The sequence below is a fragment of the Bradyrhizobium agreste genome (assembly GCF_016031625.1).
GTDB lineage: Bacteria > Pseudomonadota > Alphaproteobacteria > Rhizobiales > Xanthobacteraceae > Bradyrhizobium > Bradyrhizobium agreste.
Genome location: NZ_JACCHP010000027.1, coordinates 14,976 through 39,563, shown reverse-complemented (window position 1 = coordinate 39,563; position 24,588 = coordinate 14,976). Strand labels below are relative to the sequence as shown.

The 24,588-nt window shown below is 65.2% G+C and carries 26 protein-coding genes; 20 read left to right on the top strand and 6 right to left on the bottom strand.

Translation table 11 applies throughout. The annotated features are described in order from the left end of the window. Positions 1 to 78: 78 nt before the first annotated feature. The 6 genes from HZZ13_RS31825 to HZZ13_RS31800 form a co-directional block, all read right to left on the bottom strand. Positions 79 to 1,593 (bottom strand): helicase HerA domain-containing protein, encoded by a 1,515-nt coding sequence (locus tag HZZ13_RS31825; RefSeq protein ID WP_197963404.1) that lies wholly within the window; start codon positions 1,591 to 1,593, stop codon positions 79 to 81. Between the two features lie 164 nt (positions 1,594 to 1,757). Next, positions 1,758 to 2,822 carry a 2-dehydropantoate 2-reductase N-terminal domain-containing protein gene (locus HZZ13_RS31820; RefSeq protein ID WP_197963403.1) on the bottom strand — a complete coding sequence of 355 codons (1,065 nt, stop codon included), beginning with the start codon at positions 2,820 to 2,822 and terminating at the stop codon, positions 1,758 to 1,760. A 1,143-nt stretch (positions 2,823 to 3,965) separates the two neighbouring features. Continuing rightward, the gene (locus tag HZZ13_RS31815) at positions 3,966 to 4,601 is read right to left on the bottom strand and encodes a MarR family winged helix-turn-helix transcriptional regulator (protein ID WP_197963402.1); all 636 of its coding nucleotides are present in this window, start codon (positions 4,599 to 4,601) and stop codon (positions 3,966 to 3,968) included. 791 nt (positions 4,602 to 5,392) lie between these two features. Continuing rightward, a complete protein-coding gene (gene fliI, locus HZZ13_RS31810) occupies positions 5,393 to 6,718 on the bottom strand; it encodes a flagellar protein export ATPase FliI (protein WP_197963401.1) in 1,326 nt (441 codons plus the stop codon). Positions 6,719 to 6,820: 102 nt separating this feature from the next. Next, positions 6,821 to 7,549, bottom strand: coding sequence for a flagellar basal-body rod protein FlgF (gene flgF / locus HZZ13_RS31805; RefSeq protein WP_197963400.1), 729 nt, complete (start codon positions 7,547 to 7,549; stop codon positions 6,821 to 6,823). Between the two features lie 3 nt (positions 7,550 to 7,552). Beyond that, complete coding sequence (locus HZZ13_RS31800) at positions 7,553 to 8,341, bottom strand: DUF1217 domain-containing protein (protein ID WP_197963399.1); 789 nt, start codon at positions 8,339 to 8,341, stop codon at positions 7,553 to 7,555. Between the two features lie 143 nt (positions 8,342 to 8,484). Between HZZ13_RS31800 and motA the strand changes: the two genes are divergently transcribed. The 20 genes from motA (at position 8,485) to HZZ13_RS31700 (ending at position 24,582) form a co-directional block, all read left to right on the top strand. Then, a complete protein-coding gene (motA, locus tag HZZ13_RS31795; protein ID WP_197963398.1) occupies positions 8,485 to 9,381 on the top strand; it encodes a flagellar motor stator protein MotA in 897 nt (298 codons plus the stop codon). Further along, positions 9,378 to 10,319 carry a flagellar motor switch protein FliM gene (locus HZZ13_RS31790; protein ID WP_197948346.1) on the top strand — a complete coding sequence of 314 codons (942 nt, stop codon included), beginning with the start codon at positions 9,378 to 9,380 and terminating at the stop codon, positions 10,317 to 10,319. Before motA ends, HZZ13_RS31790 begins: the two co-directional genes overlap by 4 nt. Next, positions 10,300 to 10,605, top strand: a complete 306-nt coding sequence (locus HZZ13_RS31785) for a hypothetical protein (RefSeq protein WP_197963397.1) — start codon at positions 10,300 to 10,302, stop codon at positions 10,603 to 10,605. The genes HZZ13_RS31790 and HZZ13_RS31785 overlap by 20 nt, the downstream gene beginning before the upstream one ends. Positions 10,606 to 10,681: 76 nt before the next feature. Continuing rightward, a complete protein-coding gene (gene fliN, locus HZZ13_RS31780; RefSeq protein ID WP_027572802.1) occupies positions 10,682 to 11,056 on the top strand; it encodes a flagellar motor switch protein FliN in 375 nt (124 codons plus the stop codon). Between the two features lie 2 nt (positions 11,057 to 11,058). After that, positions 11,059 to 12,099, top strand: coding sequence for a flagellar motor switch protein FliG (locus HZZ13_RS31775; RefSeq protein WP_197963396.1), 1,041 nt, complete (start codon positions 11,059 to 11,061; stop codon positions 12,097 to 12,099). 13 nt (positions 12,100 to 12,112) lie between these two features. Then, positions 12,113 to 13,198 carry a flagellar biosynthesis protein FlhB gene (flhB, locus tag HZZ13_RS31770; protein WP_197963395.1) on the top strand — a complete coding sequence of 362 codons (1,086 nt, stop codon included), beginning with the start codon at positions 12,113 to 12,115 and terminating at the stop codon, positions 13,196 to 13,198. 64 nt (positions 13,199 to 13,262) lie between these two features. Continuing rightward, on the top strand, positions 13,263 to 13,664 hold the full coding sequence (gene flgB / locus HZZ13_RS31765) for a flagellar basal body rod protein FlgB (protein WP_157281919.1): 402 nt from the start codon (positions 13,263 to 13,265) through the stop codon (positions 13,662 to 13,664). A gap of 11 nt (positions 13,665 to 13,675) precedes the next feature. Further along, a complete protein-coding gene (gene flgC / locus HZZ13_RS31760) occupies positions 13,676 to 14,092 on the top strand; it encodes a flagellar basal body rod protein FlgC (RefSeq protein ID WP_197963394.1) in 417 nt (138 codons plus the stop codon). Between the two features lie 2 nt (positions 14,093 to 14,094). Beyond that, positions 14,095 to 14,424, top strand: coding sequence for a flagellar hook-basal body complex protein FliE (fliE, locus tag HZZ13_RS31755; RefSeq protein ID WP_197963393.1), 330 nt, complete (start codon positions 14,095 to 14,097; stop codon positions 14,422 to 14,424). Between the two features lie 18 nt (positions 14,425 to 14,442). After that, entirely contained in the window at positions 14,443 to 15,231 is a 789-nt protein-coding gene (gene flgG, locus HZZ13_RS31750) for a flagellar basal-body rod protein FlgG (protein ID WP_197963392.1), read from the top strand. 13 nt (positions 15,232 to 15,244) lie between these two features. Next, the gene (gene flgA / locus HZZ13_RS31745; protein WP_197963391.1) at positions 15,245 to 15,721 is read left to right on the top strand and encodes a flagellar basal body P-ring formation chaperone FlgA; all 477 of its coding nucleotides are present in this window, start codon (positions 15,245 to 15,247) and stop codon (positions 15,719 to 15,721) included. Beyond that, on the top strand, positions 15,718 to 16,848 hold the full coding sequence (gene flgI / locus HZZ13_RS31740) for a flagellar basal body P-ring protein FlgI (RefSeq protein WP_197963390.1): 1,131 nt from the start codon (positions 15,718 to 15,720) through the stop codon (positions 16,846 to 16,848). The genes flgA and flgI overlap by 4 nt, the downstream gene beginning before the upstream one ends. A gap of 67 nt (positions 16,849 to 16,915) precedes the next feature. Beyond that, positions 16,916 to 17,674, top strand: coding sequence for a MotE family protein (locus HZZ13_RS31735; RefSeq protein WP_197963389.1), 759 nt, complete (start codon positions 16,916 to 16,918; stop codon positions 17,672 to 17,674). After that, on the top strand, positions 17,675 to 18,382 hold the full coding sequence (flgH, locus tag HZZ13_RS31730) for a flagellar basal body L-ring protein FlgH (RefSeq protein ID WP_197963388.1): 708 nt from the start codon (positions 17,675 to 17,677) through the stop codon (positions 18,380 to 18,382). Between the two features lie 42 nt (positions 18,383 to 18,424). Continuing rightward, positions 18,425 to 18,868: a flagellar basal body-associated FliL family protein gene (locus tag HZZ13_RS31725; RefSeq protein WP_197963387.1), complete on the top strand. Its 444-nt coding sequence runs from the start codon at positions 18,425 to 18,427 to the stop codon at positions 18,866 to 18,868. Beyond that, complete coding sequence (fliP, locus tag HZZ13_RS31720) at positions 18,865 to 19,605, top strand: flagellar type III secretion system pore protein FliP (RefSeq protein WP_197963386.1); 741 nt, start codon at positions 18,865 to 18,867, stop codon at positions 19,603 to 19,605. Before HZZ13_RS31725 ends, fliP begins: the two co-directional genes overlap by 4 nt. A gap of 264 nt (positions 19,606 to 19,869) precedes the next feature. Beyond that, positions 19,870 to 20,778 carry a flagellin N-terminal helical domain-containing protein gene (locus HZZ13_RS31715; protein WP_197963385.1) on the top strand — a complete coding sequence of 303 codons (909 nt, stop codon included), beginning with the start codon at positions 19,870 to 19,872 and terminating at the stop codon, positions 20,776 to 20,778. Positions 20,779 to 21,053: 275 nt separating this feature from the next. Then, entirely contained in the window at positions 21,054 to 21,968 is a 915-nt protein-coding gene (locus HZZ13_RS31710) for a flagellin N-terminal helical domain-containing protein (RefSeq protein ID WP_197963384.1), read from the top strand. Positions 21,969 to 22,267: 299 nt separating this feature from the next. Beyond that, entirely contained in the window at positions 22,268 to 23,893 is a 1,626-nt protein-coding gene (gene fliF, locus HZZ13_RS31705) for a flagellar basal-body MS-ring/collar protein FliF (protein WP_197963383.1), read from the top strand. Then, the gene (locus HZZ13_RS31700) at positions 23,890 to 24,582 is read left to right on the top strand and encodes a hypothetical protein (RefSeq protein WP_197963382.1); all 693 of its coding nucleotides are present in this window, start codon (positions 23,890 to 23,892) and stop codon (positions 24,580 to 24,582) included. Before fliF ends, HZZ13_RS31700 begins: the two co-directional genes overlap by 4 nt. The last annotated feature ends 6 nt before the right edge of the window (positions 24,583 to 24,588 follow it).

Below are 24,588 nucleotides of genomic sequence, written 5' to 3'. Positions count from 1 at the left end.
GCCATCCACGTCTTGCCTCCTGGCACGAAGAACGTGGATGCCCGGGACAGGCCCGGGCATGACGACTCTCCATCCGTGTCAACCCGACGCCGCGCTCGCGACCTGCTCCACCGGCTGATCATCGGCGTTGGGATCGCCCGGCGCGGTCGCCCAGGCGAGCTCCACCAGCGTCACGATCCTGCGGCCGCCGCCGTCGAGCTGGACGACGATCAGGCCCTGCTCCTCCATGTAGCCGAGCAGGCGCTGCGCGCGGCGCAGCGAGTGCGAGCCGTAGGCGCGGGCGATCGCGGCATCGCCGGGGCAGGGCCAGCCTTCCTTGGCCGCGCGCGCGATCATCATGAACACGCCCTGCATGTCGTCGGGCAGAATCGAGGCGCGCAGCGCCACGTCCTGCCAAGCGTCGTCGTCGGTGAGGTCGGTGCCGAGCCCGGCGCGCGCATGCGTCAGCATGCGCCGGAATTCGTTGAGATCGGGCACCGCCGCTCCCAAGCCCTCGATGCGGCAGCGGACCACGAACTCCTGGTAGAGCACGCCGATGGCGCGGAAGCCGGCATCGGGCTCGGCCATCACGGCGCGCAGTGTGCGATCCACGCGCTCGCGCCGCTCGGCGAGCTCTTCGGCACTGACGGGCGTCTCGACCGCCTCTAGCCGAACCTCCGGCACCGCGGCGGCCTTCGCCGCGCGAAGCTGCTCGAGCAGATCCGGCGCCGGCCGTCGCTGCGGCCGGCTGGCGTCGGGCGGCGGTGCGGCGAGGATGACCGCGCGGGCATCTTCGAGCGTGGCCTCGGGCAGCGGCATCAGCCGCGGCGTCGAATTGCGCGGGCTGGTCTCGGTCGGGCCGATGTTGAGCCGCAGCGGACGGCGCGACAGCGCAGGTCCCAGCGCCATGAACTGGCCGCGCTCGAGATCGCGGAACGCTTCGGCCTGCCGCCGTTCCATGCCGAGCAGGTCGGCCGCGCGCGCCATGTCGATGTCGAGGAAGGTGCGACCCATCAGGAAGTTGGAGGCTTCCGCCGCGACGTTCTTGGCGAGCTTGGCGAGGCGCTGGGTCGCGATGATGCCGGCAAGCCCGCGCTTGCGGCCGCGGCACATCAGATTGGTCATGGCGCCGAGCGAGAGTTTGCGCGCTTCGTCCGAGACCTCGCCCGCCACCGCCGGCGCGAACAGCTGCGCCTCGTCGACGACGACGAGCATCGGGTACCAATGGTCGCGCTCGACGTCGAACATCCCGCCGAGGAAGGCAGCTGCGCGCCGCATCTGGTTCTCGGCATCGAGGCCTTCGAGATTGAGCACGGTGGAGACACGATGCAGCCGCGCGCGCTCGCCCGCGACCTGAAGGCCCCGCTCGGTGTGATCCTCGGCTTCGATCACCAGATGGCCGAACCGCTCGGCCAGCGTGACGAAGTCGCCCTCGGGGTCGATGATGGCCTGCTGCACCCAGGGCGCGCTCTGCTCCAGCAGCCGCCGCAACAGATGCGACTTGCCGGAGCCCGAATTGCCCTGCACCAGGAGACGGGTCGCCAGCAATTCCTCGAGGTCCATGGCGGCCGCGGCGCCTGCCGTGGTCTGCCCCATCTCGATCGCAACCGTCATGTCCCCGACTCAAAGTCCCGTCATTCGCGGACAGCGGCTTATCAATCCAGCGGTGGCGCGTCGAGCGCTCCAGCGCGAATCAGGCGGTGTTGCCCACGCCAAAACCGGAAAGCATCCGCCCTGGCTGCAATTCTTCCGCCTGAGCGCCGGCGTTGGAAGCCGCGCTACTGCGCGCCGGAGCCGCCCTGCACGATCTTCTCGTTCAGCTTCTGGTCCACGGTGTCGACGGTGCGGTCGATCTCGGCATTGGGTACGCCGAGCTGATGCGAGATCAGCTTCACCAGGAGGTCAACGCGCTCGATGAAGGGCGCGCCGCTCGCGACCGCGCGCGCGGCCGAGGACGGCTTGAGCAGGCTCTCGGCAGCCTTGGCGTATTTCGCGAACGGCACCTGGTCCTGCGGATCGGCGCCGAGGCGGCGGGCGATCGCGTCGACATGGTCGTAGATCGTCTGCGAGCGCTTAAGATCGCCATGCACGGCGTCGCGGATCGACTGTGGCTCGTTCGGCGTGATGCAGCGGTAATTGCCGGTCAGCAGCATCGACCATTTCGCCAGCGGCACGAACAGGGAATCGAACACTTTCAGCTTCACCGGTACGTCGTGGCCGTCGAGTGTCACCGCGTCGATGTCGGCCTCCAGCTCGCGCAGCAGCTTGTTGTGTTTCTCGTCGGCGAAGACCGACGCCTTGAAATTGGTGGGCAGGCCGACATGCAGCACGTTGGCGGCTTCTTCCGGCGGACGGAAGGCCTGCGGGTCGGGCGAGCACAGCGTCACCAGCCCCGGCTCGAACCGCTCCCACACCTGCGCATTGGTGTAAGCCTCCTCGAGGTCCATGCCGGCGAGTGCCGGAATCCGCTTCAGATAGGGCAGGGGCGGCATGTTCATGATCGACAGGCACGGCAGCTTCGCCGTGGCGATCTTGACCATGAGGACGCGCACCGTGTGGTTGGTGTATTGCGGCTCCTGCATCGCGAGGCCGACCAGATCGTAGCGGGAGAGGTCGACATCAGCCGGCGTCACCGCATCGAGCTTGCCGGGGAGGTTGCGGGAGAAGATGGCCCGGTGCACGGCCTCGTCGCGCAACTTGATGCGCACCTCGGTACCGTCGCGGTTGATCAGCTCCGCGGTCTTGGCGCGGCAGACCAGGGTCACGTTGTGCCCGGCCATTAGCAGCTTCGTGCCCAGCAGGGAGCCGTAAGAAGCCCCGAGAATCAATATGTTGCGCGCCATGCTCCGTCCCTTGGCAATTTGTGTGATTTTGGGCCCCGGCCTTCATCCGCGGGGGCGAGTTGGGGGCATGTAAAGCGAAGAGCGGGAGGATGGCAACTGGGATAATGCATACAAGGCCGCGCTGGTCCTGGGCCGCAAGGTACGGACGTCGTTCGTTCAAGGACCTGCCCGGCGGGCCTGTTTCGCCTCCTGTCAACTCGTTCAGGCAAAAATATTCTTCTTTACCGAAATTCGGAAATATCGTATGTGTCGCCCATCCCGGCTCGATCTTGAGGGGCGATCTTGATGTCGTCACGTGTCGCGAGCTGGGCTTGCGGTGGACGCGGCAGCGTCGGCATGAAAGGTGCGGGCAGGGCGGGTAGTCCCTGCGAGCTCGCAACCGCGTGCGGACGAGCGGCGCTGTAAGGCTCGTCTCGTCAGCATTTCTCCCGTGACGTCGACAGCGCGGGAGAACCCTGCGGCGAACATGCGGGCCGCGCGTACGGCAAAACCGTGTGGTCCTGGCCGTCGTTGCTACGGCCAAGCCCTTCGAAGATGCGCGCGAGCCCAACCGGGCGGACGGCATCGTCAATTCGCAGGGGTGAGGGAGGCCAGAGGGAAAGTTCGGCTCCCGGGAGAGCACGGCATAAGCCGTCCGACCATCGCGCAGGGAAGGCCGTGTGTACGGCACCACCTGTATGCTGCTGTGCGGTTTTCTGCGTGTGCTTTTTGCGCAGCAGACCGCGGGTGCCTGCCGGCACCCGGCCTTCCCTGCGCCCTCTTGCTCATGAGGGCGGCGAGACAAAACAAAGCTCGGGCGAAATCAGCCGCGAGAACGGGAAGGCGTGTCTGCAAGCCGAGATGAGAGAAGGAGCAATGTGGTTGCGTCATCGTCCGTCATTGCGAGCGAACCGAAGCAATCCAGCGCCTTTCCGCGGAAGGATTCTGGATTGCTTCGCTTCGCTCGCAATGACGAGGAGGAGAGTGCGCGCGCCAGGCTTTGCTCTCGTGCCCCGGACGCAGCGCAGCGTCTCTTCGACGGTGCGCTGCAGAGCCGGGGCCCATCTATCCGCAACGCGCCTTGTCGCTCCTGGGTCCCGGCTCTGCGCCGCAACGCTGCGCGTTGCGGCTTGTCCGGGACACGAGAGGGACAAGGCGCCCGCCTTACCCCTGGCTCGCCACGCGCTCGCGGTCGAGATTCTGCTCGATCTTGGGGCGGTCACGCGTGCGCTCGAAGCTGGTGCAGAGCAGCTCGGTCTCCTCGAGCGAGATCGGAGCACGATAGAGCCGGCACATGAATTCGGCCGTTCCACGTCCCTTGCCGGTGCCCGGGCCGCGCTCTGCGAGAAACATGCAGTCCCGGCAGATGCTCGCTTCGAGCCGCTGATGGGCTGCGTCGAGGTGATTGAGGATCTCGCGGAGAGAGTCGCGCAGCCTGATGCACTCTTCGGTCCCGAGCGCCGCGACCGCGTTCACCACGTGATTGATCGGGTCGTGCTGGCTCAGGCATTTCTCGCCTTGGGGCGTGACGTGCAGGACGACGGAACGCTTGTCCTCGTGCGACGGCTTGCGCACCAGGAACGACTTGCTCTCCAGAGTCTTCACGATCTGCGATGCAGTCGCTCGCGTGGCGCCGATGAAGCCGGCCAGTGCGGACGGGGTACGCGAAAACCTGTTGGCGCGCCCGAGAAAGCGCAGCGCCATCCATTCCCGATCGCGCAATCCATGCTGATTGCCCTCGAAATACCAAGCCCGCGCCGCCTGAACCAGCAGCTCGACGGCTTCCCGCGCCAATGGCATGAATCTACCCCGTCCCCGGAACTTCGTCTGCGGCGTCCCGAAGCCGCTTCTGAGTGTCAGACGAGCATGCCCGGCCGAACTCTCGCGCAAAGGTGCGGATCGCAACGCGCTCGACCTGGGCCGGTGAGCGTCGCATCGTCCGGAGCGAGAAGCCGTTTCGCGGATGGCATGCCGACAGCGTCGTCGTCGCGCGGGAGCTCGGGTCGGCGTCGCCGGCGAACGGTGGATCGGAGTAGCTCAACCGAAGCCCCAAAGGTTCAAGTCACAAGCAGACGTTTCTTATACTCGACCAAAACGATGGATGAGCTTCTCAACAAAATCAAGTAGAGACCCTCTCGCAGACTGGATGTCGTTGCAGACGAATGCGACGTTCAAGACTTTCTCGCTGTTCGGGACACATGATAGTGAACGCAATACACGGGCATGGCGAGCACTATGCACTGGACAGTGTGAGAGTTTGGTTGCACGGCACGTCATTGTCCGGCGTTGATGCAAATTGATCGAAGCTTGTGCACCTGGACGGCGTTTGGCGGCACGTCATCCACAACTTGTACGTCCTGCGGAAGAATGGTCGAGGGAACTCGCTGGAAATGCACGTGGCGGTTGTTCCCGCCGTGCGTGCCAGACCCCACTGTCCGGATCATCCGTGCACACCCGAACGGCGAATTCCCTCACGAGGAAGATCGGTGACCGGTGAGGCCGCGCATGCACTGGAAGCGTAGCGACATGCGCAATCACTTGTCGAAAACCACGGGCAGGGCGGGCGTCAGATGCCTCACCCTCTCGACCCGTCATTCGCCCTTGAGCATGTCGCGGAGCTCGCGGAAAGGATCGGCGCTCGGCGGGGCCGACGCGCCTTGTCGCATCGCGTTGTAGATTCGCGGAACCATCTCGACCGCCTGGTCGAGGCTCGAATCACGTCCCGGCTGATAGCCGCCCATCAGGCGAAGGTCGCGCGTGTCCTCGTATTTCGCGATCATGGCGCGCAGCTTGCTCACCAATTCGCGCTCCTCGGGGTCCCAGACGTTGTGGGCGAGGCGGGAGACCGAGGCCAGAACGTCGACGGCCGGATAGCGCGCCTGGTCTGCGATGTGCCTCGAGAGCACGATATGCCCATCGAGCGTGCTGCGGATGGTGTCGGCGATCGGCTCGTTGTGATCGTCGCCGTCGACCAGCACGGAGAAGATCCCGGTGATGGTGCCGGATCCCTCCTCACCCGGGCCGGCACGCTCGAGCAGGCGCGGCAGATCGGTGAAGACCGTCGGCGCGTAGCCGCGTGCCACCGCGGGCTCGCCGGCGGCGAGCGCGACCTCGCGGGCGGCGTGGGCAAAACGGGTGATCGAATCGACCATCAGCAGGACCGATTCGCCGCGGTCGCGGAAATATTCGGCGACCGCCATCGCCGTCTTCGGCGCCAGCCGCCGCATCATCGGGCTTTCGTCGCCCGTCGACACGATTGTGACAGCGCGATGACGGTCGGTGCCCAGCACGTCCTCGATGAACTCGCGCACCTCGCGGCCGCGCTCGCCGACCAGGGCAAGCACGACGGTGTCGAAGCCCTGGCTGCGGGCGAGCATCGCGAGCAGCGTCGATTTGCCGACGCCCGATCCGGCAAAGATGCCGACGCGCTGGCCGGCGCAGATCGGCGCGAACAGGTCGATGACGCGCACGCCGGTGCGCAGCGGCTTGTGCACGCGCGCACGCTTCATGGCCGACGGCGCCTCCGCCTCCGCCGAGACCGCCTGCGACCCTTGCGTGAGCGGCCCCTGTCCGTCGAGCGGCGCGCCGAGCGCGTTGATGACGCGGCCCTTCCAGCTCGGATCGGGCGCAAAGGTCAGAGGCGGCATGCGATAGGCCGCCGAGCCGAGCCCGCCGCCGAACTGCCGGTCGAACGGCTTGGCGATGATGCCGTCGCTGTCGATGCGCACCACTTCGCCGATCTGGCGCTTGCCGGCCGAATCGACGCCGATGAGCTCGCCGAGCCTGACGAAGCGGGACAGGCCGGAGACGCGGAAATGCGTCGGCGCGATCTCGGAGATCGCGCCGCTGACGCTTGCCAGGGGAGTGCTCTGCTGCAGCTCCAGCAGCGCCCACTCGAGTTGCCGAAGAGCGTTCAAGGAAACCGTCCAACCTCAATCCTGAAGCATGATCCGGAAAAGTGTGCAGCGGTTTTCCGAGAAGATCATGCTTGAACAACAACCTAAAGCGCGAGGCGCCGTCTACTTGCCGGGTTCGCCGAGCGTCCGGATCGCGTTCTGCAGCGAGTTCTCAGTGCCTTCGATCATCGAATTGGTGCCGTCGAAAGCGCGCGAGGCCGAGATCAGCCGCGTCAGTTCGAGCATCGGATTGGCGCCGGAGCCTTCGACATAGCCCTGCTTGAAGCCGTCCCGGGAGAAGTCCGCGATGGCGGTCGCAGGCCGGTCGGGCGTCACGCCGGAATTGCCGTAGCGCTCGAGATTGGCGTCGGCCGGAATGCTGAACAGGCCGATGGTGCCGATCTCGTTGTTGTCCTGGATGATCGCGCCGTTGCGCGCGATCGAGATCGGTCCGCCGTTCGGGTCGAGCGTGATCTGCGCGCCGCCGGAATCGACGATCGGAAATCCGCTCACGGTCTGAAGATCGCCGTTGGGCGCGATCTGGAGCCTTCCGTCGCGCGTGTAGACCGTGCCGTTCGGACCGGCGAAGGCGATCCAGCCCTGGCCGACCACGGCGACGTCGAGCGGGTTGCCGCTTTCGGTGATGTTGCCCATCTCGCGCGAGATGATGTTGTCGCCGGGCGAGGAGAATGCCACGGGCGTCGGGCCCGCCTTGGACAGCACGGTCTCGAACTTCACCACGTCGGTGCGGAATGCCGCCGTATTGACGTTGGCGACGTTGTTGGCGATCGTTTGGAGGCGCTTCTCGAGCGCGACCTGCGCCGACAATCCCACATAGAGAGCCGATTGCATGACTTACCTGTTGAACTTGATGTTCTGAAGCGTCGTAAGCACGTTGGTGTCCATGCTGACCGACGTCGCGGCGCCGGCGATCAGGACCAGCGCGGGATTGGTCGAGCTGTCGTTCCGGGCCTGGGTCGCGTCCCACATCGCGGCAAAGCGCTGCACGAACTTGGTCACCTTGGCCGGGTCCTGGAAGTCGGTGAGCTTGATCTTGTCCGCGATCATCTTGGCCTGGGCGTCGATGTTGGCCGCGCTGATCGTCGACGGCAGGCCGAGCGCGGTCTGCACCACCTGCGTCAGCGCCTTGTCGGCCAGGATCTGGTAGGCGGTCGTGATCGTGGACGCCTTGCGGGTGAAATACAGCGCCAAACGCAGGCCCTCGTTCTGATCGCCGGCCTTCTCCTCCATCGTCTGCGTGACGTACTGGGTTGCGGTGCCGGTCGTGGCCGCGGCGGTCTGGGTCGCCTTGTCGCCGAGTGCGGCGAAGTTGAAGGCGGTTGCGAATTGCCGGTAGCGGGCGTCGGTCAGCTTGTTGGCGAAGGCGTCCTTGCTCTTAACACCCTCGGTCAGCACCTTGCGCATGAACGCCTTGGCGTAGGTCATGTCGCTGAGGCCATAGGCCTTCATCGCATAGGAGTAGAGACGATAGTCCTTCAGGAAGTCGTCGATGGTCTTCACGTTGCCGATATGGCCGAGGAAATAATCGGTCTCGCGGCTGACATCCGGCTGCTTCGCGACCTGCGTCAGCGACTTGCCCATGTCCTTGGTCAGCCTGGTGTAGTCCGCGATCGTGGATAGCATGACACGCGCCTCTCTGGCCGCAGGTCGCGACCCCGCTTCAAGCTGCCGCCAATTGCTTGCGCGGGGCTGGCGACCTCGAAGCCAGCTTCGCGCAAGCGTCGCCGACTAGGTATTCCCGGTGGGATCGGCGATGGAGCGGCGCGTTGGGCAGTTTCGTGGGGATTTTCATCACGGTAGCGGCGCTGCTCGGCGGCTTTGCCGCCATGGGCGGGCACCTCGCCGTGCTCATGCAGCCGTGGGAATTCGTCATCATCATAGGCACAGCGGTCGGCACCTTCATCCTGGCCAATCCGTGGAAGACGGTCGTCGACAGCGGGGTCGCCTGCATGCAGGCCATCACCAACGCGGTGCCCGGACAGCGCTATTACCTCGACCTGCTCGGCGCGCTGCACGCTTTGATGCGTGAGCTGCGCGGCAAGGGCCGCAACGAGGTGGAAGCGCATATCGACGATCCCTCGAACTCCGAAATCTTCAAGGCATTCCCCAGCGTGCTCGGCGACCCCTCGCTGCTCCAGTTCATCTGCGATTACGTCCGCCTCATCATCATGGGCAATGCGCGCACGCACGAGATCGAGGCGCTGATGGACGAGGAGATCCACACCATCGTCAAGGGCAAGCTGGCGCCTTATCATGCGCTGGTGACGGTCTCGGAGGCGATGCCGGCCCTCGGCATCGTCGCTGCGGTGCTCGGCGTGATCAAGGCGATGGGTGCGCTCGACCAGTCGCCCAAGCTGTTGGGCGGATTCATCGGCGCTGCCCTCGTCGGCACCTTCGCCGGCATCTTCCTGTCCTACGGCATCATTTCGCCGTTCGCGATCAAGATCAAGATGATGCGCGAGAAGAGGTGCAGGCCCTATATCATCGTCAAGCAGACGCTGCTGGCGTTCATGAACGGCGCCATGCCGCAGATCGCCGTCGAGCACGGCCGCAAGATGATCTCGAGCAGCGAACGTCCCTCGATCGACGTGGTCGAGAACGAGACGATCGCAGGTCCCAAGCCCGTCGTTGCCGACGCCGAACCCAAGGCAGTGCGCGCATGATGATGGGAGACGCCGAAGTCGACCAGCGCAAGCAGCTGCCGAACTACCTGCTGGACGCTGCCGGCATATCGATCGAGCGTATGCCGATGCTCAATGTGATCTTCGATCGCATGGCGGCATCGTGCACCGACAGCCTGCAGCCGATGGCGGGAACGCCCTGCTATTTCTCGGTCAACGGCATCACCAACGACCGTGTCGGCGATATCATAAAGGACTACGAGGCCAACGCGGTCGCGGCGGTGCTCTATGCCGAGCAGTGGGACTCCCGCGTCATCATCATGCTCGACCGCGACTTCGTGTTCACGATGGTCGAGGCGATGTTCGGATCCGATGGCGCCGAGCCGCCGCTCGATGTAGAGCGCGCTTTCTCGAACATCGAGCTCCGCCTGGTCCAGGCGCTGTTCGAACGGTTCGCCAAGGCGTTGCAATCCGCCTTCGCCGGCACGTCGAACGTGACCTTTCGCGTCGAGCGGGTCGAGACGGCGATGGCCTCGCTCGCGATCGGGCGGAGCGGCAACATGTCGATCTGCGCGAACATCATGCTGCAGGCGCTCTACCGCGGCGGCCAGATGTTCCTCATCATTCCGCACTCCGCGCTCAATCCGCTGCGCCAGAAGCTCGCTCACGTGGTCGTTAGCGACGGTCGCGCCGCCGACCCACGCTGGCGCGAGCAGATGGAAAGCGAGGTGCAGCGGACCGAGGTGACGCTCAGCGCCGTGCTCGACGAGAAGATGGTGACGCTCGGCGATGTGGTGAAGTTCGAGGTCGGGCAGGTGCTCGAGCTCGAGGCCACGCCGCGCACGCTGGCCCGTCTCGAAAGCAACAATCAGGTGTTGTTCTGGTGTCAGATCGGCCAGCTTGACGGCTATTACGCCATGCAGGTGGCAGATCCCGTCGATCAGAAGCGGGAGTTCGTCGATGATATCCTATCTCGTTGATATCGTGCTGCTGGTTGCGCTCGCCTTCACCAGCATGCGGGTGACCAGGATGCACCGCGAGCTGGCGCGGCTGCGCAGCTATCAGGGCGAGTTCTCCACCATCGTGCACGAGACCGCGGGTGCCTTCGACACCGTGATCACCGCGGCGCACGATTCCACCGCAAATCTCGGACGCCTCGCCAACGTGCTGAGCGCGAAGATCGACCAGGCCCACGAGGCGATCGCGGCGCTCGATGCGCGCAGCGGGCTCGCGTCCGCGGCGACCGCCGAGCTGAACAAGCACTGAAAGCCGGCACCGGCAGAACAATACGGTCTGAGCGCCACGGCGCTGCGGCCGCGGAAATACCAAGAGGCGATACCAAATGGCGCAATCCTTCGACTATGAATCTGCACCTGCATCGGCCGAGGCCGAGACGTCCCCGCTGGAACGCCTGGCCGAGATCGCCCAGCGCACGGCCGAGGAGACCGGCAAGTTCGCCAACGTCGACGCGATCTTGCGCATTCCCGTCACCATGCAGGTGGTGCTGGGATCGGCGACCATTCCGGTGGCGAACCTGATGAAGCTCGGACGCGGCGCGGTGGTTCCGCTTGATCACCGGGTCGGTGAGCCCGTCGACGTCGTCGTCAACGGCCGCATCGTCGCACGCGGCGAGGTGGTGGTCGTCGAAGAGGATAATTCCCGCTTCGGTGTCTCGCTCACGGAGATCGTGGGGCCGCTGGGGCAGGGTGATACCTAACCATGGCGGCACCGGTCGGCATCGCTCCCGCCAAGCAGCGAGGCGTTACCACGCTGGGCGGCACGGAAAAGGTCGCCGCGCTCCTGCTGGCGATGGGCCGGCAGGCGGCGGCAAGCGTGCTGCAGCAGTTCGAGCCGCAGGAGATTCGCATCGTCACCAAGGCGGCGGCGGAGCTGCGGCCGATCACCGCGCAGGAGCTCGAAGGGATCGTCGAGGAGTTCGCTCAGCAATTCTCGATGGGCGCGAACATCCTCGGCACGCTCGGCGGTCTGGAGGCCGTGCTCGGCGACGTGCTGCCGGCCGACCAGGTCTCGCAGATCATGTCGGATCTGCTCGGTAATTCGAGCCGGTCGGTGTGGGATCGCGTCTCGTCGGTGTCGGAAAACTCGCTGGCGAGCTACTTGTCCAAGGAGCATCCGCAGACCGCGGCGCTGATCCTGTCAAAGGTCAAGCCGGCCTGCGCCGCCAAGGTCATGAGCCAGCTGCCTTCGAGCCTGCGCAACGAACTGATGCGGCGCGTTCTGAGCCTCAAGCCGATCGTCGACGACGCCATGCGCATCATCGAGAAGACTCTGCACGAGGACCTGACGCTGAATTTCGCCCGCAACCTCGGCGCCGACACCTACGCGCGCGTCGCCGATATCATCAACAAGATGGAACGTGGCCACATCGAGGACATGTTGAAGAGCCTGTCGGAGAAGCGGCCGAAATCGGCGGAGGTGCTGAAGGAGCTGCTGTTCACCTTCGACGACGTGGTCAACCTGACGCCGAAGGCGCGCACCATGATCTTCGACCAGGTGCCGACCGATCGCATCGTCGTGGCGCTGAAGGGCACCGACAAGAACTTCCGCGAGCTGATCCTGTCCTCGGTCGCCTCGCGTGTCCGCCGCGTCGTCGAGCACGAGCTCGCCATCGGCGAGCCGTCCAACCAGCGCGACGTGCTGGAGGCGCGACGCGTGATCACCGACCTGGCGCTCGAGCTGGCGGAGAAGGGCGAAATCGAGCTCAACCCCGAGCAGGAGGATGAGCTGGTCTTCCGCTGACCGCTGAACGGGCATGGCAGAAACATCCGATCAGGAGAGCAAGACAGAAGAGCCGACCGAGAAGAAAGTCCGCGATGCGCTCGAACAGGGCAAGATTCCGGTCTCTCGGGAGGCCTCCATTTTCGCCTCCATGGCCGCGCTGATGGTGATCCAGGCGTTCCTGATCGGCCAGGGCGTGCAGCAATTGACGCCGACGCTGAAGAGCCTGCTCGACGATCCCGAGGGCTTTCCACTCTCGACCGGTGCGGACGCGCAGAACCTGCTCACCGTTGTCGGCCTGCAGGCGTTGCGCTTCCTGGTGCCGCTAGTGGTCGTCCTGGTGGTGTTCGGGCTCGCCGCCTCGCTGTTGCAAAACGCGCCGCGCCTGGTGCTCGAGCGCATCAAGCCGGACCTGTCGCGAATCTCTCCGGTCAGCGGCTGGAGCCGGCTGTTCGGAACCCAGGGCCTGATCGAATTCGCCAAGTCGCTGTTCAAGCTCGCCGCGGTGACCGCCGTCGTCGCCTTCGTGCTGCGCGCGTCGGAAGCGAAGGCGTTCGAGGCCATGTACACCGATCCGGTCGCGCTGCCGGAGATGATCCTCAACATCGCGATGCGCATCGTCTCGGCGATCTGCATCGCCACCATCGTCCTGGTGGCGATCGATCTCGCCTGGGCGCGCTTCCATTGGCGGCGCGAGCTGCGCATGACCAAGCAGGAGATCAAGGACGAGCACAAGCAGGCGGAAGGCGATCCCCTGATCAAGGCGCGCTTGCGCTCGCTGGCGCGCGACCGTTCGCGTCAGCGCATGATCGCCTCGGCCTCGCGCGCGACGCTGGTGATTGCCAACCCGACGCACTTCGCGATCGCGCTGCGCTACAAGCGCGAGGAAAACGCCGCGCCGCTGGTCGTGGCCAAGGGCATGGACGTGATCGCGCTGAAGATCCGCGAGGTTGCCGAGCAGAACCGAATCCCCGTCATCGAAAACAAGGCGCTGGCGCGCGCGCTCTACGAGGCGGTCCAGGTCGATCAGGTGATTCCGGCGGAATTCTTCCGGCCCGTCGCCGAGATCATCTACTTCCTGCAATCCAAGCAGGCGCCGCGGCCCGAGAACGTCCGATAGATTTCCGAGGATGGTGCTTCGCGCAACAGCTTGACGAAAGCTTAACGTCCTAGGCTCGTCCCGAATGGATCAGAATGGGGCCGTCGTGGGACCGCTTTATCTCTTCGAACTCGCATCGTCGCAGGCGCGCTATCTCGAGCTGCGTCAGTCGACCATCGCCACCAACGTCGCCAACGCCAACACGCCGGGCTTCCGCGCGCGCGACGTCGAGCCGTTCAACAAGGTGCTCGACGGCATGCCCGTGAGGCTCGCAACGACGTCGCCCTCGCACATGCAATTGGCCGCAGCCGAGACCGACACGCGGGCGACCGCGAAGAAGGACAGCTGGGAGGTGGTTCACTCCGGCAACTCCGTCAGCCTTGAGCAGGAAATGATCAAGGGCAACGACGTCAATCGCGACTATTCGATGAACGCGGCGATCGTGCGGTCGTTTCACCGCATGGTCCTGTCGAGTGCAAAGGCCTGAGGTGAAATGACATGCTGGACTCATTGAGCGCCTCTCTGACGGTCGCAAGCTCCGGGCTCGAAGCGCAGTCGACGCGCATGCGCATCGTCTCGGAGAACCTCGCGAACGCAACCTCGACGGGACGCAGCGCCGGCGCCGATCCGTATCAACGCAAGACCATCACCTTCGATGCCGCGATGGACCGCGCCTCGGGTGCGCAGCTCGCGAAGGTCAAGGAGATCGGCGTCGACACCACGCCCTACCGGGTGGAGTACGATCCGGGGCATCCCGCCGCCGACAAGGCCGGCTACGTCAAGCTGCCGAACGTGAACATGATGATCGAGATGGCCGACATGCGGGAAGTCAACCGCTCCTATGAGGCCAATCTCCAGGTCGTGAAGCAGGTGAGGTCGATGCTCGGCATGACCATCGATCTCTTGAGGAGCTGACCATGCTTGAGGCGATTTCATCCACCGCGATTTCCGCAGGACAGGCCGCGAGCCGCGCGACCGAGACGCAGGCAATCTCGCCTGCGGCGACCACGGCGGTCCAGGTCGGCGACGATGCCGGCTTCGAATCAGTGATGAAGCAGGTGACGTCCGACGCGATCGGGACGCTGAAGGCGGGCGAGGCCGCATCGATTTCGGCAATGCAGGGCAAGGAATCGACGCGCCGTGTCGTCGAGGCGCTGATGTCGGCCGAGCAGGCCCTGCAGACGGCGGTCGCGGTTCGCGACAAGGTCGTGCAGGCCTACCAGGAAGTCGTTCGGATGTCGATTTGATCTGAAGGAGTGGGTTAAGTGAAATCGCTCGCCATTGCGGCCACGGGCATGAACGCCCAGCAGACCAACATCGAAGTCATCGCGAACAACATCGCCAACATCAACTCGACCTCCTACAAGCGGGCGCGCGCGGAGTTCACCGATCTGTTCTACCAGATGGACCGCATGCAGGGCGTCGCGAACACCAATGGCTCCTCGCCGATTCCGGAAGGCGCCAATCTCGGTCTCGGCGTCAAGTCCGCGGCGATCCGCAAGCTGCACATCCAGGGCGCGCTGACGCAGACCGGCAATCCCTATGATCTCGCGATCAACGGACGTGGCTGGTTTCAGGTGCTCGGACCCAACAACGAGGTGCAATACACCCGCGCTGGCTCCTTCAACACCAATGCCAACGGCCAGCTCGTCACGATCGACGGCTACCTGCTGGACCCCGCGATTACGATCCCGCAGGGGACCGTCGAGGTCACGGTCAACGCCACCGGCCAGGTGTTCGCCAAGCTGGATACGGAGATAAACCCGCGCCAGATCGGCCAGCTCAACCTTGCCAATTTCGCCAACGAAGCGGGGCTCGAGCCGCTGGGCGGCAATCTCTACAAGGAGACCACGGCGTCCGGCACGCCGGTCGTCGGCCTACCCGGCGATGCCGGCTACGGCAAGATCAACCAGAAATATCTCGAAGCCTCGAACGTCGATCCGGTCAAGGAAATCACCGAATTGATCTCGGCGCAGCGTGCCTACGAAATGAATGCCAAGGTCATCCAGGCCTCGGATGAAATGGCCCAGACGGTCTCGAAGGGCATGCGCTAGTTCCGGTGTCTCGATGTTGAACAGGGTGGGCCTGATGGTGCGCGGGTTGGGCGCCGTGCTGCTGGTTCTCGTCGCGGCGCGGACCGCCGCGGCCGAGGAAAAGCGGCTTCCCGTGCCGGCCGTCGCGATCCGCGCCGGCGAGCTGATCCGCGAGGAGATGATCACCGAGCGCGCCTTCGCGCCCAGCCTGCTCGGCGTCGCCATGTTCATCGAGGGGCGTCAGGTCCTGGTCGGCCGCATGGCGCGGCGTGCACTGTTGCCGGGCCAGCCCATTCCAACCAATGCGGTGGAGGACCCCTGGACCGTCGCGCGCGGTGCCATGGTCAAGGTCGTGGTCGAGGACAGCGGCCTGTCCATCGTCACCTACGGCTCGGCGATGCAGTCGGGTGCAGCCGGCGCGCTGATCCCGGTGCGCAATACGGACACCGGCGTGATCATCAGGGGCGTGGTTCAGCCGGACGGCACCGTCAAGGTCATGGACGGATCATGACGAGGCTCCTGCTTGCGCTCATCCTGCTGGTGTCGGCCGCCAGCGCCCAGGCCGCCGTTCGCATCAAGGACATCGCGGACATCAAGGGTCTGCGCGAGAACCAGATTGTCGGCTACGGCCTCGTCATCGGCCTCAACGGCACCGGCGACACGCTGCGCAACGCGCCGTTCACCGAACAGTCTCTGCAGTCGATGCTCGAGAACATGGGCATCAACGTCAGGAACGAGACCACGAGCACCAACAACCCCCCGCGTCCGACCACGCTGCGCACGCGCAACGTCGCAGCCGTGATGGTGACGGCGGACCTGCCGCCTTCGATCGGGCCCGGCGAGCGCATGGACGTCACCGTGTCGTCGCTCGGCGATGCGACGTCGCTGCTCGGCGGCACGCTGGTGATGACGTCGCTGCGCGCAGCCGACGGCGCTGTCTATGCAGTGGCGCAGGGCGCAATCACGGTTGCCGGTTACAGCGTCGGAGGCCAGGCGCAGAGCGTCAGCCAGGGCACGCCGACGGCCGGACGCATCCCGAACGGTGCGCTGGTCGAACGCGCGGTGCAGGGGAATCTCCACGAGATGGAGTTCCTGGTGCTCCAGCTGAAGAACCCCGATTTCGTCACCGCAACGCGCATCCTCGACGCCGTCAACCGCTACGCCGGCGGTCGCTACCGCGCGCAGATCGCCTTCGAGCGCGACTATCGCACCATCGTGCTGTCGAAGCCGCGTCATGTCGGCCCTGTTCGCTTCCTCGCCGAGATCGGCGAATTGGTGGTCGAGCCGGACACGCCGGCGCGGGTCGTGATCAACGAGCGCACCGGCACGGTCGTGATCGGGCGCGACGTGCGGATATCGACGGTTGCCGTGACCCACGGCAATCTGACGGTTCGCGTCACGGAGATGCCGGTGGTGTCGCAGCCGGCGCCGTTCTCGCGAGGACAGACGGTGGTCGTCCCGCAGACCGTGGTCGAAGCCAACGAGGCCGGATCGCAGGTGGCGATCCTGAGCGGGGTGGATCTCCAGCGCCTGGTGCGCGGGCTGAACCAGATCGGCCTGAAGCCGTCGGGGATCATCGCGATCCTCCAGGCGATCAAGACGGCAGGCGCGCTCCAGGCCGATGTCATCGTGCAATGATGCGCAAGCGTCGTGCAAGCTTGGTCGCCCAATGCTCAGGTCTGAAGCGAGAATCGCACGCGGCCCGATGCTGAAGCTGGATCATAGAGCCAAACTCCTCCTGCTGGCCGCAGCAACAATGCTCGCGAGCGCTCCGGCTGCGTTCGCCCTGGATGAGGCCAGGCCGTCGAAGCCGCTCAACCTGCTCTCCTTCGCCCGCGCCCGCGCGGGTGGACCGCAGAAGCCGCAGCCGCCCGCCACCGCGACACCTGGCGACAATGCTTCGGTCCGGGCCACGGCATGGGCGGCTGAAGATTCGGGCCCCGCCGTCACCGGTGCGGTGCCGGAGGCGCCGACGCCTGCGCCCGCGCCGGTCCGTCCGGCCAAGCCTGGCAGCGTCACGGCGCCGCCGAAGCCTGCGCCGCCACAGGCGGCGCCGGCTCCCGACAACGAAATCGCCCTGTTCTGCAGCAACGTCGCCGATCCCGCGGTCGACGCCAGGCTGGCCTGGCAGCTCAAGGAGCTCGAGAAGGCCGAGAGCCTGCTGCGCGAGCGCATCGCCGAAGTCGAGGCCAAACGCGCCGAATACGAGAAGTGGATGGCGCTGCGCGACGACTTTCTGAAGAAGGCCGAAGCCAGCGTCGTCGAGATCTATTCGCGCATGAAGCCCGAAGCTGCGGCGACGCAGATCGCCGGCATGGCCGACGAGACCGCCGCCGCCGTACTCGCCAAGCTCAGCCCGCGCAGCTCGAGCGCGATCTTCAACGAGATGGACACGGCGCGCGCGGCGCACCTCGCCGACCTGCTCGGCGGCATGCGTCGCGTGGACGACGGAAAGAGCAAATAGATGAACAAGCCGATCCTCATCCTCTCGCTGCTCGCGGCGTCCGTGCTTCTGGCCGGATGCTACCATGACCCGGCCGAGGTCCTGATCGGCCCGCAGATGTCGCCTGTCGGCAGCGGCCTGCGGATGCAGGCCGATCCGATCCCGGTGACGCCGCGCATGCGCACGCCCGTCAGCTACCGCTCCACCTGGGACGACGGCACCGATCTCTACCGCGATCCGCGCGCCCGCCGCACCGGCGACGTCGTGACGGTGATCATCTCGATGCAGGACAAGGCCAAGCTCGACAACAAGACCGGCCGCTCGCGCGATTCGCAAGTGAAATTCGGGCTCGACTGGCTGATGGACGTCGCCGGATGGAGCGATACGGGCCAGGCCAACGCCAATCTCAGCACCAACACCCAGATCAAGGGTAACGGCCAGATCGACCGCACTGAGGACATCAGGCTGTCGATCGCGGCCATCGTCACCGACGTGCTGCCGAACGGCAACATGATGATCAGCGGTTCGCAGGAATTCCGCGTCAACACGGAGATGCGCGTGCTCAAGGTCGGCGGCATCGTGCGTCCGCGCGATATCTCGCGGGCCAACACCATCTCCTACGACAAGATCGCCGAGGCACGCGTGTCCTATGGCGGCCGCGGAAATCTGTCGGACGTGCAGCAGCCTGGGTGGGGACACCGGATCTATGATGCCGTGGCACCGTTCTGAAACCGGCGCCGGCCGGGGCACGTTGTGGTGGCAGGGGACGCCATGCGCCTGATCGCCGCCATCGTCGTGCTGACCCTGATCGCGATCGGCGCGGGCGCCGTTGCCGGCCTGCATCTGATCGCGACCGCCGAGCGCGTTGCCGACGCGAAGAAGAGCCCCACGCCGCCGCCGATCGCCTCGAGCTACGCTGGCAGCGCGCGGCTCAGGAAATTGTCACCGATCGTGACCAATCTCGCCGCGCCGGCCAACAATTGGGCGCGCATCGAAGCCTCGATGGTGACCGACAGCATGAGCGACGAGGATGCCGGCATTCTGGCCGCCCATATCAGCGAGGACATCGTGACCTATCTGCGGTCGGCGACCGTTGCCCAGTTCGAGGGATCGCGCGGGCTGCAGCATCTGCGCGACGATCTGACCGAGCGCGCCAATATCCGCTCATCGGGCAAGGTCCGCGAATTGATCATCGAGACGCTGGTGATCCAGTGAGGGTGAAAGTCCTGCTGCTCGCGTTGGTTCTGGTCGTGCTGCCCGAGGCGGCGCTGGCCCAGATTCCGGACCTGAATTCCCTGCTGCCGCCCGGGAACGGCTCGACCAGCGGCCGGATCATCCAGCTGATGGCGCTGATCACGGTGCTATCGGTGGCGCCGGGGCTGCTGATCATGGTGACGAGCTTCACGCGATTTGCGGTGGCGTTGTCGTTCCTGCGCGCCGGTCTCGGCCTCCAGACCACGCCTGCCAACCTGGTGCTGATCAGTCTCGCGCTGTTCATGACCTTCTACGTCATGGCGCCGACCTTCGACCGGGCCTGGGAGACCGGGGTCCAGCCGCTGATGAAGAACGAGATCTCGGAGGAGCAAGCCTATCTGAAGATCACCGATCCGTTCCGCGAGTTCATGCTGGCCCATGTCCGCGACAAGGATCTGCAGACCTTCGAAGCGCTCGCCGCAGAGAGCTTCCGCAAGAAGTTCGACGACAAGCGGATCGATTTGCGCGTCATCATTCCGGCGTTCATGATCTCCGAGCTCAGGCGCTCGTTCGAGATCGGATTCCTCATCATCCTGCCGTTCCTGGTGATCGACATGATCGTGGCGACGCTGACCATGTCGATGGGCATGATGATGATGCCGCCGACGATCCTCGCGCTGCCGTTCAAGATGCTGTTCTTCGTGCTGATCGACGGCTGGAATCTGCTGGCCTCCGGGCTGGTCCGCTCGTTCTCGTGAGCGCTGCGAGCGCCGGGCGCCCCGTTATGGTTAAGCGAAACGTGCTGGATATGGTTAGCGGCGCGTAATTTTAACCATATGATTTTGCTGCGGAATTCAAGCTCGTCTTAATCCGGAAGCAAGGTTCGGCGTGCTAGCAACAGGGTACGGCGGGTTGGACCCATACAGAGCGGTCCAAAGGCATGATGCCGCCCTTCCGTACCGGTGAAAGCCCGGTATGTCCCCTCGTGAAAATGTAAACGCGTACATAAAGGGACATTCGCAATGTCAAGCCTGCTCACGAACTCGTCCGCCATGACCGCGCTCCAGACCCTGCGGTCTGTCAGCTCGCAACTCGCCACCACGCAGACCCGGATCTCCACCGGCCAGCGCGTCGCCACTGCCTCCGACAACGCCGCCTATTGGTCGATTGCGACGTCGATGCGCTCCGACAACGCCGCGCTGTCGGCGGTCTCCGACTCACTCGGTCTGTCGGCGGCGACCGTCGACACGCAGTACACGGCTCTGACGTCGGTCATCGGCGACAAGGACTCCGGCCTGACCAAGCTCCAGGCGCTGCTGGTCCAAGCCAAGACCGCCGGTATCGACCGTACCAAGATCCAGGCGGACGTCACCCAGATCCAGCAGGATATGAAGCTCAAGGCCAATTCGGCGACCTTCAACGGCATCAACTGGCTGAGCACGACGACGGGTACCACCCCGACGACCTTCAACCTCGTCTCGTCCTACTCGCGTGTCGGCGGCACGCCCACCATCGGTTCGATCACGGTGACGACCGCCAACTACACGCTGTACTCCACCACGCAGACCGGCATTCTCGACACCGTGAGCGGCACTGCGTCGGTCGACACCATCAACATCTCCGCGCTGACCGACTCGGCCGCCGACCAGACCACGCTCGATGGCTACATCGCGCAGGTCACCGCTGCGATCAACTCGGTGAGCTCGGCCGCTGCCAATCTCGGTGCCGTCAAGAACCGCATCTCGACCAATACGGAATTCGTGAAGTCGCTGATGGACTCGGTTGACCGCGGTGTCGGCCAGCTCGTCGATGCCGACATGAACCAGGAGTCCACCCGTCTGGCGGCCCTCCAGGTCCAGCAGCAGCTCGGCGTCCAGGCACTCTCGATCGCGAACAACAACAGCCAGAGCATCCTGTCGCTGTTCCGCTAAGCCTCAAGAAGGTGGGGAGGGCCGCGCTTCTCGCGAAGCGCGGGCCTTTTCATTTGGCGTGACGACGCGCACGGCCGAATTTCGGCTGCCCTGTTGCGGCCGGGGCACAGAGCCACAAGCCTCGCACAAACTTCGCTCGTTAACCTCGCCGCTACGACAGATTGGGCCTTGAACTCGCGTTTGGGGCACGCCCAAAGGCATGACGCCGCCCTGTCGTACCGGTGCAAGCCCGGTATGTCCCCTAAGCTCGATCCAATCTTCAAAGGGACATCAAAATGGGTTCTAGTCTTCTCACCAACTCCTCCGCCATGACCGCGCTCCAGACCCTGCGGTCTGTCAGCGCGCAACTCGCCACCACGCAGAACCGGATCTCCACCGGCCAGCGCGTGTCCACCGCTTCGGACAACGCCGCCTATTGGTCGATTGCGACCTCGATGCGCTCCGACAACGCCGCGCTGTCCGCGGTTTCCGACTCGCTCGGCCTGTCGGCCGCGACCGTCGACACCGAATATACCGCTCTGACCTCGGTGATCGGCGACAAGGAATCCGGTCTGACCAAGCTTCAGGCGCTGCTGGTCGAAGCCAAGACTGCCGGTATCGACCGCACCAAGATCCAGGCCGACATCACCCAGATCCAGCAGGATATGAAGCTCAAGGCCAATTCGGCCACCTTCAACGGCATCAACTGGCTGAGCACGACGACGGGTACCACCCCGACGACCTTCAACCTCGTGTCGTCCTACTCGCGTGTCGGCGGCACGCCCACCATCGGTTCGATCACGGTGACGACCGCCAACTACACGCTGTACTCCACCACGCAGACCGGCATTCTCGACACCGTGAGCGGCACTGCGTCGGTCGACACCATCAACATCTCCGCGCTGACCGACTCGGCCGCCGACCAGACCACGCTCGATGGCTACATCGCGCAGGTCACCGCTGCGATCAACTCGGTGAGCTCGGCCGCCGCCGATCTCGGTGCCGTCAAGAACCGCATCTCGACCAATACGGAATTCGTCAAGACCTTGATGGACTCCGTGGATCGCGGTGTCGGTCAGCTCGTCGACGCCGACATGAACGCGGAATCGACCCGTCTGCAGGCGCTGCAGACCCAGCAGCAGCTCGGCGTTCAGGCGCTCTCGATCGCCAACCAGAACAGCCAGAGCATCCTGTCGCTGTTCCGCGGCTAAGCGGCGCTTTCGAAAACGACCGTGCTCCCTCGGGGAGCACGGTCCCCGCCGTGATGGTGGGCGCGCCGACGCGCGATGTGCCCGCAATCGACCTTCGTCATACTTCTTGCGACACACGCCGCGGCCCGTCGGGCTGCCGTGCGCCCGAGCGCTCGCTCGCGGCTGCCAAACCGATTGCGTCGCCCCGTCTTGTAAAATTGCAACGCCTCGTCAGCGAACCCGAACATGCGCGCCTCGCGCAACCTTCAGACAAGGTTGGCAGCTGAGTGTCGTCACCATTCGCATTGGTACGAGGTCATATGCTCAGTCGTGCGCAGGTACAGCAACTGCTCAACAATCTGCTGGAGCTTGGGCCGCGACGCCTGATGGCCTTGGGACTGATCGGCTTTGCGGTTCTCGTCACCGTCGTCGGCGGCGCCTATTATCTCAGCCGGCCCGAGTTCGAGACGCTCTACACCGGCCTCTCCCGCGAAGACGTGACGCGCATTGGCGCGGCGCTGCGCGAGCAGAACATCACCTTCGACGTCAATTCCGCCGGCGATGCGGTCTCGGTGCGTCCGAGCCAGACCATGCAGGCGCGGATGCTGCTCGCCGAGAAGGGGCTGCCGACCAGCGCCAATTCCGGTTACGAGCTGTTCGACAAGATCGGTTCGCTCGGGCTGACCTCGTTCATGCAGGAGGTCACCAAGCTGCGCGCGCTGGAGGGCGAGATCGCCCGCACCGTCCAGCTGATGAAGGGCGTGAAGGCGGCGCGTGTGCATATCGTGCTGCCGGTGCGCGGCTCGTTCCGCGCGACGCAGCAGCCGCCTTCGGCGTCGGTCGTGCTCCGCACCGACGGCGCGATCGAGGCGCGCACGGCGCAGTCGATCCGGCATCTCGTCGCCGCCGCCATTCCCGGCATGAGCCGCGACAAGGTGACGGTGCTTGACGCCGACGGCTCGATGCTGCTCGCCGAAGAGGACGAGGCCAGCGCCGCGCCGAGCAAGATGGCGAGCCTGCAGAAGACGGTCAGCGGCATGGTGCAGGAGAACATCCGCAAGGCGCTGACGCCGTATCTCGGTCTCGACAATTTCGAGGTGAGCGTCGCTCCGCAGCTGTCCACCGACAAGCGGCAGATCAACGAGACGGTCTACGATCCGGAGAACCGCGCCGAGCGCTCGGTGCGGGCCGTGCGCGAGAAGGAATCCTCGCAAAACGCCGACCGTTCGTCGCCGACCACGGTGCAGCAGAATCTCCCCGACCAGCAGGTGAATGCGGGCGGCGGCAAGAACTCCAGCGAGGACAAGACCCGCCGCGAGGACGTCACCAATTTCGAGGTCTCGTCCAAGACCACGACGACGGTCAGCGACGGCTATTCCGTCAAGAAGCTGTTCATCGCCGTCCTGGTGAATCGCGCCCGGCTGGTCGCCGATCTCGGCGACAAGAGCAACCAGGCCATCATCGATAGCAAGCTCGCCGAGATCAGCCAGCTCGCGGCCACGGCGGGCGGACTGGATAAGGCGCGCGGCGATCAGATCCAGGTGACGGCCGTCGACTTCATCGAGGGCTCGCGTGAGCTGGCGCCGGTGCCGCCGATCAGCTTCGTCGAGATGATCAACAAGCAGCTCGGCAGCGTCATCAACGCGATCACGATCCTGGCCGTGGCTTCGATGCTGGTCTGGTTCGGGCTGCGACCGGCGGTCAACGGCATTCTGACCCATCGCGCGCAGCAGGAGCAGGCGGAGGCGGCCGAGGCCGCCCAGCTCGAGGCCTCGGCGGCCCTTGCGCTGCCCGACAGCGAGGAGGCCGAGCTCAACCTCGTCGAAGATCTCGAAGGCAAGATGCAGCGAACGCCGCAGAAGCGGCTCGAGCAGATCGTCCGGCTCGATCAGATGCAGGCGGCGGCGATCCTTAAAGACTGGATACGACGCGAGGAGGCGGCATGAACGCGGCAATCGGAAAACTCCTGACGCAGTTCGATGCGAATGGCCGGATCAAGTCGCCGCCGCCTCCGCCTGCGAAAATCCAGGACGTGCTGACAAGGCCGAAGGAGGCGAGGCGCGATCCGCAGCCTCAACCGCAGCCGCAAGCCCAGACGCAGCATCAGGCGCCGTCTCCGGCGCCTGTGGCGGAAGCGCCGCCGGTCAATCTCCTGGACGATGCCTATCGGCGCGGCCATGCGGCGGGCGTCGCCGAAGGCGATGCCAAGCTGGCCGAGGAGCGCGTCCGTAGCGCGATCCGGCTCGGCGAGGAGCGGGCCAAATGGTCGGACCAGCAGGCGGTCGCGATCGTCAGCGGCTTCGAGGCGGCCTGCCGCGAGATCGAGAGCAACATCGCAAGCTCGGTGGCGCGGATCCTGCTGCCGTTCCTCACCGATGCGGTGCGCGACAAGGCGATCGGATCGCTGGTCGAGCAGATCGCGGCGCTGACCGGCAGCTCGTCGGCGCCGGCCTTCAAGGTCACCGGCCCGAGCGAGCTGCTGGATCTCGTGAAGACGCAGCTCGAGGCATCCAGGCGAACGGGCATCGTGTACGAGGCGGCCGAGACGCTCGAGGTCCGCGTCGTGGCCGACCAGACCGTGATCGAGACGCAGATCTCCGCTTGGAGTGAACGCCTCAAGGAAGCGCGCCGGTAGTCCGCC

Coding starts and splice junctions, on each gene's coding strand:
- flhB (WP_197963395.1), top strand. CDS start 12,113: ATGGCAGAAACATCCGATCAGGAGAGCAAGACAGAAGAGCCGACCGAG.
- HZZ13_RS31825 (WP_197963404.1), bottom strand. CDS start 1,593: ATGACGGTTGCGATCGAGATGGGGCAGACCACGGCAGGCGCCGCGGCC.
- fliF (WP_197963383.1), top strand. CDS start 22,268: ATGCTCAGTCGTGCGCAGGTACAGCAACTGCTCAACAATCTGCTGGAG.
- HZZ13_RS31700 (WP_197963382.1), top strand. CDS start 23,890: ATGAACGCGGCAATCGGAAAACTCCTGACGCAGTTCGATGCGAATGGC.
- fliN (WP_027572802.1), top strand. CDS start 10,682: ATGGCGCAATCCTTCGACTATGAATCTGCACCTGCATCGGCCGAGGCC.
- flgA (WP_197963391.1), top strand. CDS start 15,245: ATGTTGAACAGGGTGGGCCTGATGGTGCGCGGGTTGGGCGCCGTGCTG.
- flgB (WP_157281919.1), top strand. CDS start 13,263: ATGGATCAGAATGGGGCCGTCGTGGGACCGCTTTATCTCTTCGAACTC.
- flgC (WP_197963394.1), top strand. CDS start 13,676: ATGCTGGACTCATTGAGCGCCTCTCTGACGGTCGCAAGCTCCGGGCTC.
- HZZ13_RS31725 (WP_197963387.1), top strand. CDS start 18,425: ATGCGCCTGATCGCCGCCATCGTCGTGCTGACCCTGATCGCGATCGGC.
- HZZ13_RS31785 (WP_197963397.1), top strand. CDS start 10,300: ATGATATCCTATCTCGTTGATATCGTGCTGCTGGTTGCGCTCGCCTTC.
- flgF (WP_197963400.1), bottom strand. CDS start 7,549: ATGCAATCGGCTCTCTATGTGGGATTGTCGGCGCAGGTCGCGCTCGAG.
- flgH (WP_197963388.1), top strand. CDS start 17,675: ATGAACAAGCCGATCCTCATCCTCTCGCTGCTCGCGGCGTCCGTGCTT.
- flgI (WP_197963390.1), top strand. CDS start 15,718: ATGACGAGGCTCCTGCTTGCGCTCATCCTGCTGGTGTCGGCCGCCAGC.
- fliE (WP_197963393.1), top strand. CDS start 14,095: ATGCTTGAGGCGATTTCATCCACCGCGATTTCCGCAGGACAGGCCGCG.
- HZZ13_RS31775 (WP_197963396.1), top strand. CDS start 11,059: ATGGCGGCACCGGTCGGCATCGCTCCCGCCAAGCAGCGAGGCGTTACC.
- HZZ13_RS31820 (WP_197963403.1), bottom strand. CDS start 2,822: ATGGCGCGCAACATATTGATTCTCGGGGCTTCTTACGGCTCCCTGCTG.
- HZZ13_RS31815 (WP_197963402.1), bottom strand. CDS start 4,601: ATGCCATTGGCGCGGGAAGCCGTCGAGCTGCTGGTTCAGGCGGCGCGG.
- HZZ13_RS31735 (WP_197963389.1), top strand. CDS start 16,916: ATGCTGAAGCTGGATCATAGAGCCAAACTCCTCCTGCTGGCCGCAGCA.
- HZZ13_RS31790 (WP_197948346.1), top strand. CDS start 9,378: ATGATGATGGGAGACGCCGAAGTCGACCAGCGCAAGCAGCTGCCGAAC.
- HZZ13_RS31710 (WP_197963384.1), top strand. CDS start 21,054: ATGGGTTCTAGTCTTCTCACCAACTCCTCCGCCATGACCGCGCTCCAG.
- HZZ13_RS31715 (WP_197963385.1), top strand. CDS start 19,870: ATGTCAAGCCTGCTCACGAACTCGTCCGCCATGACCGCGCTCCAGACC.
- HZZ13_RS31800 (WP_197963399.1), bottom strand. CDS start 8,341: ATGCTATCCACGATCGCGGACTACACCAGGCTGACCAAGGACATGGGC.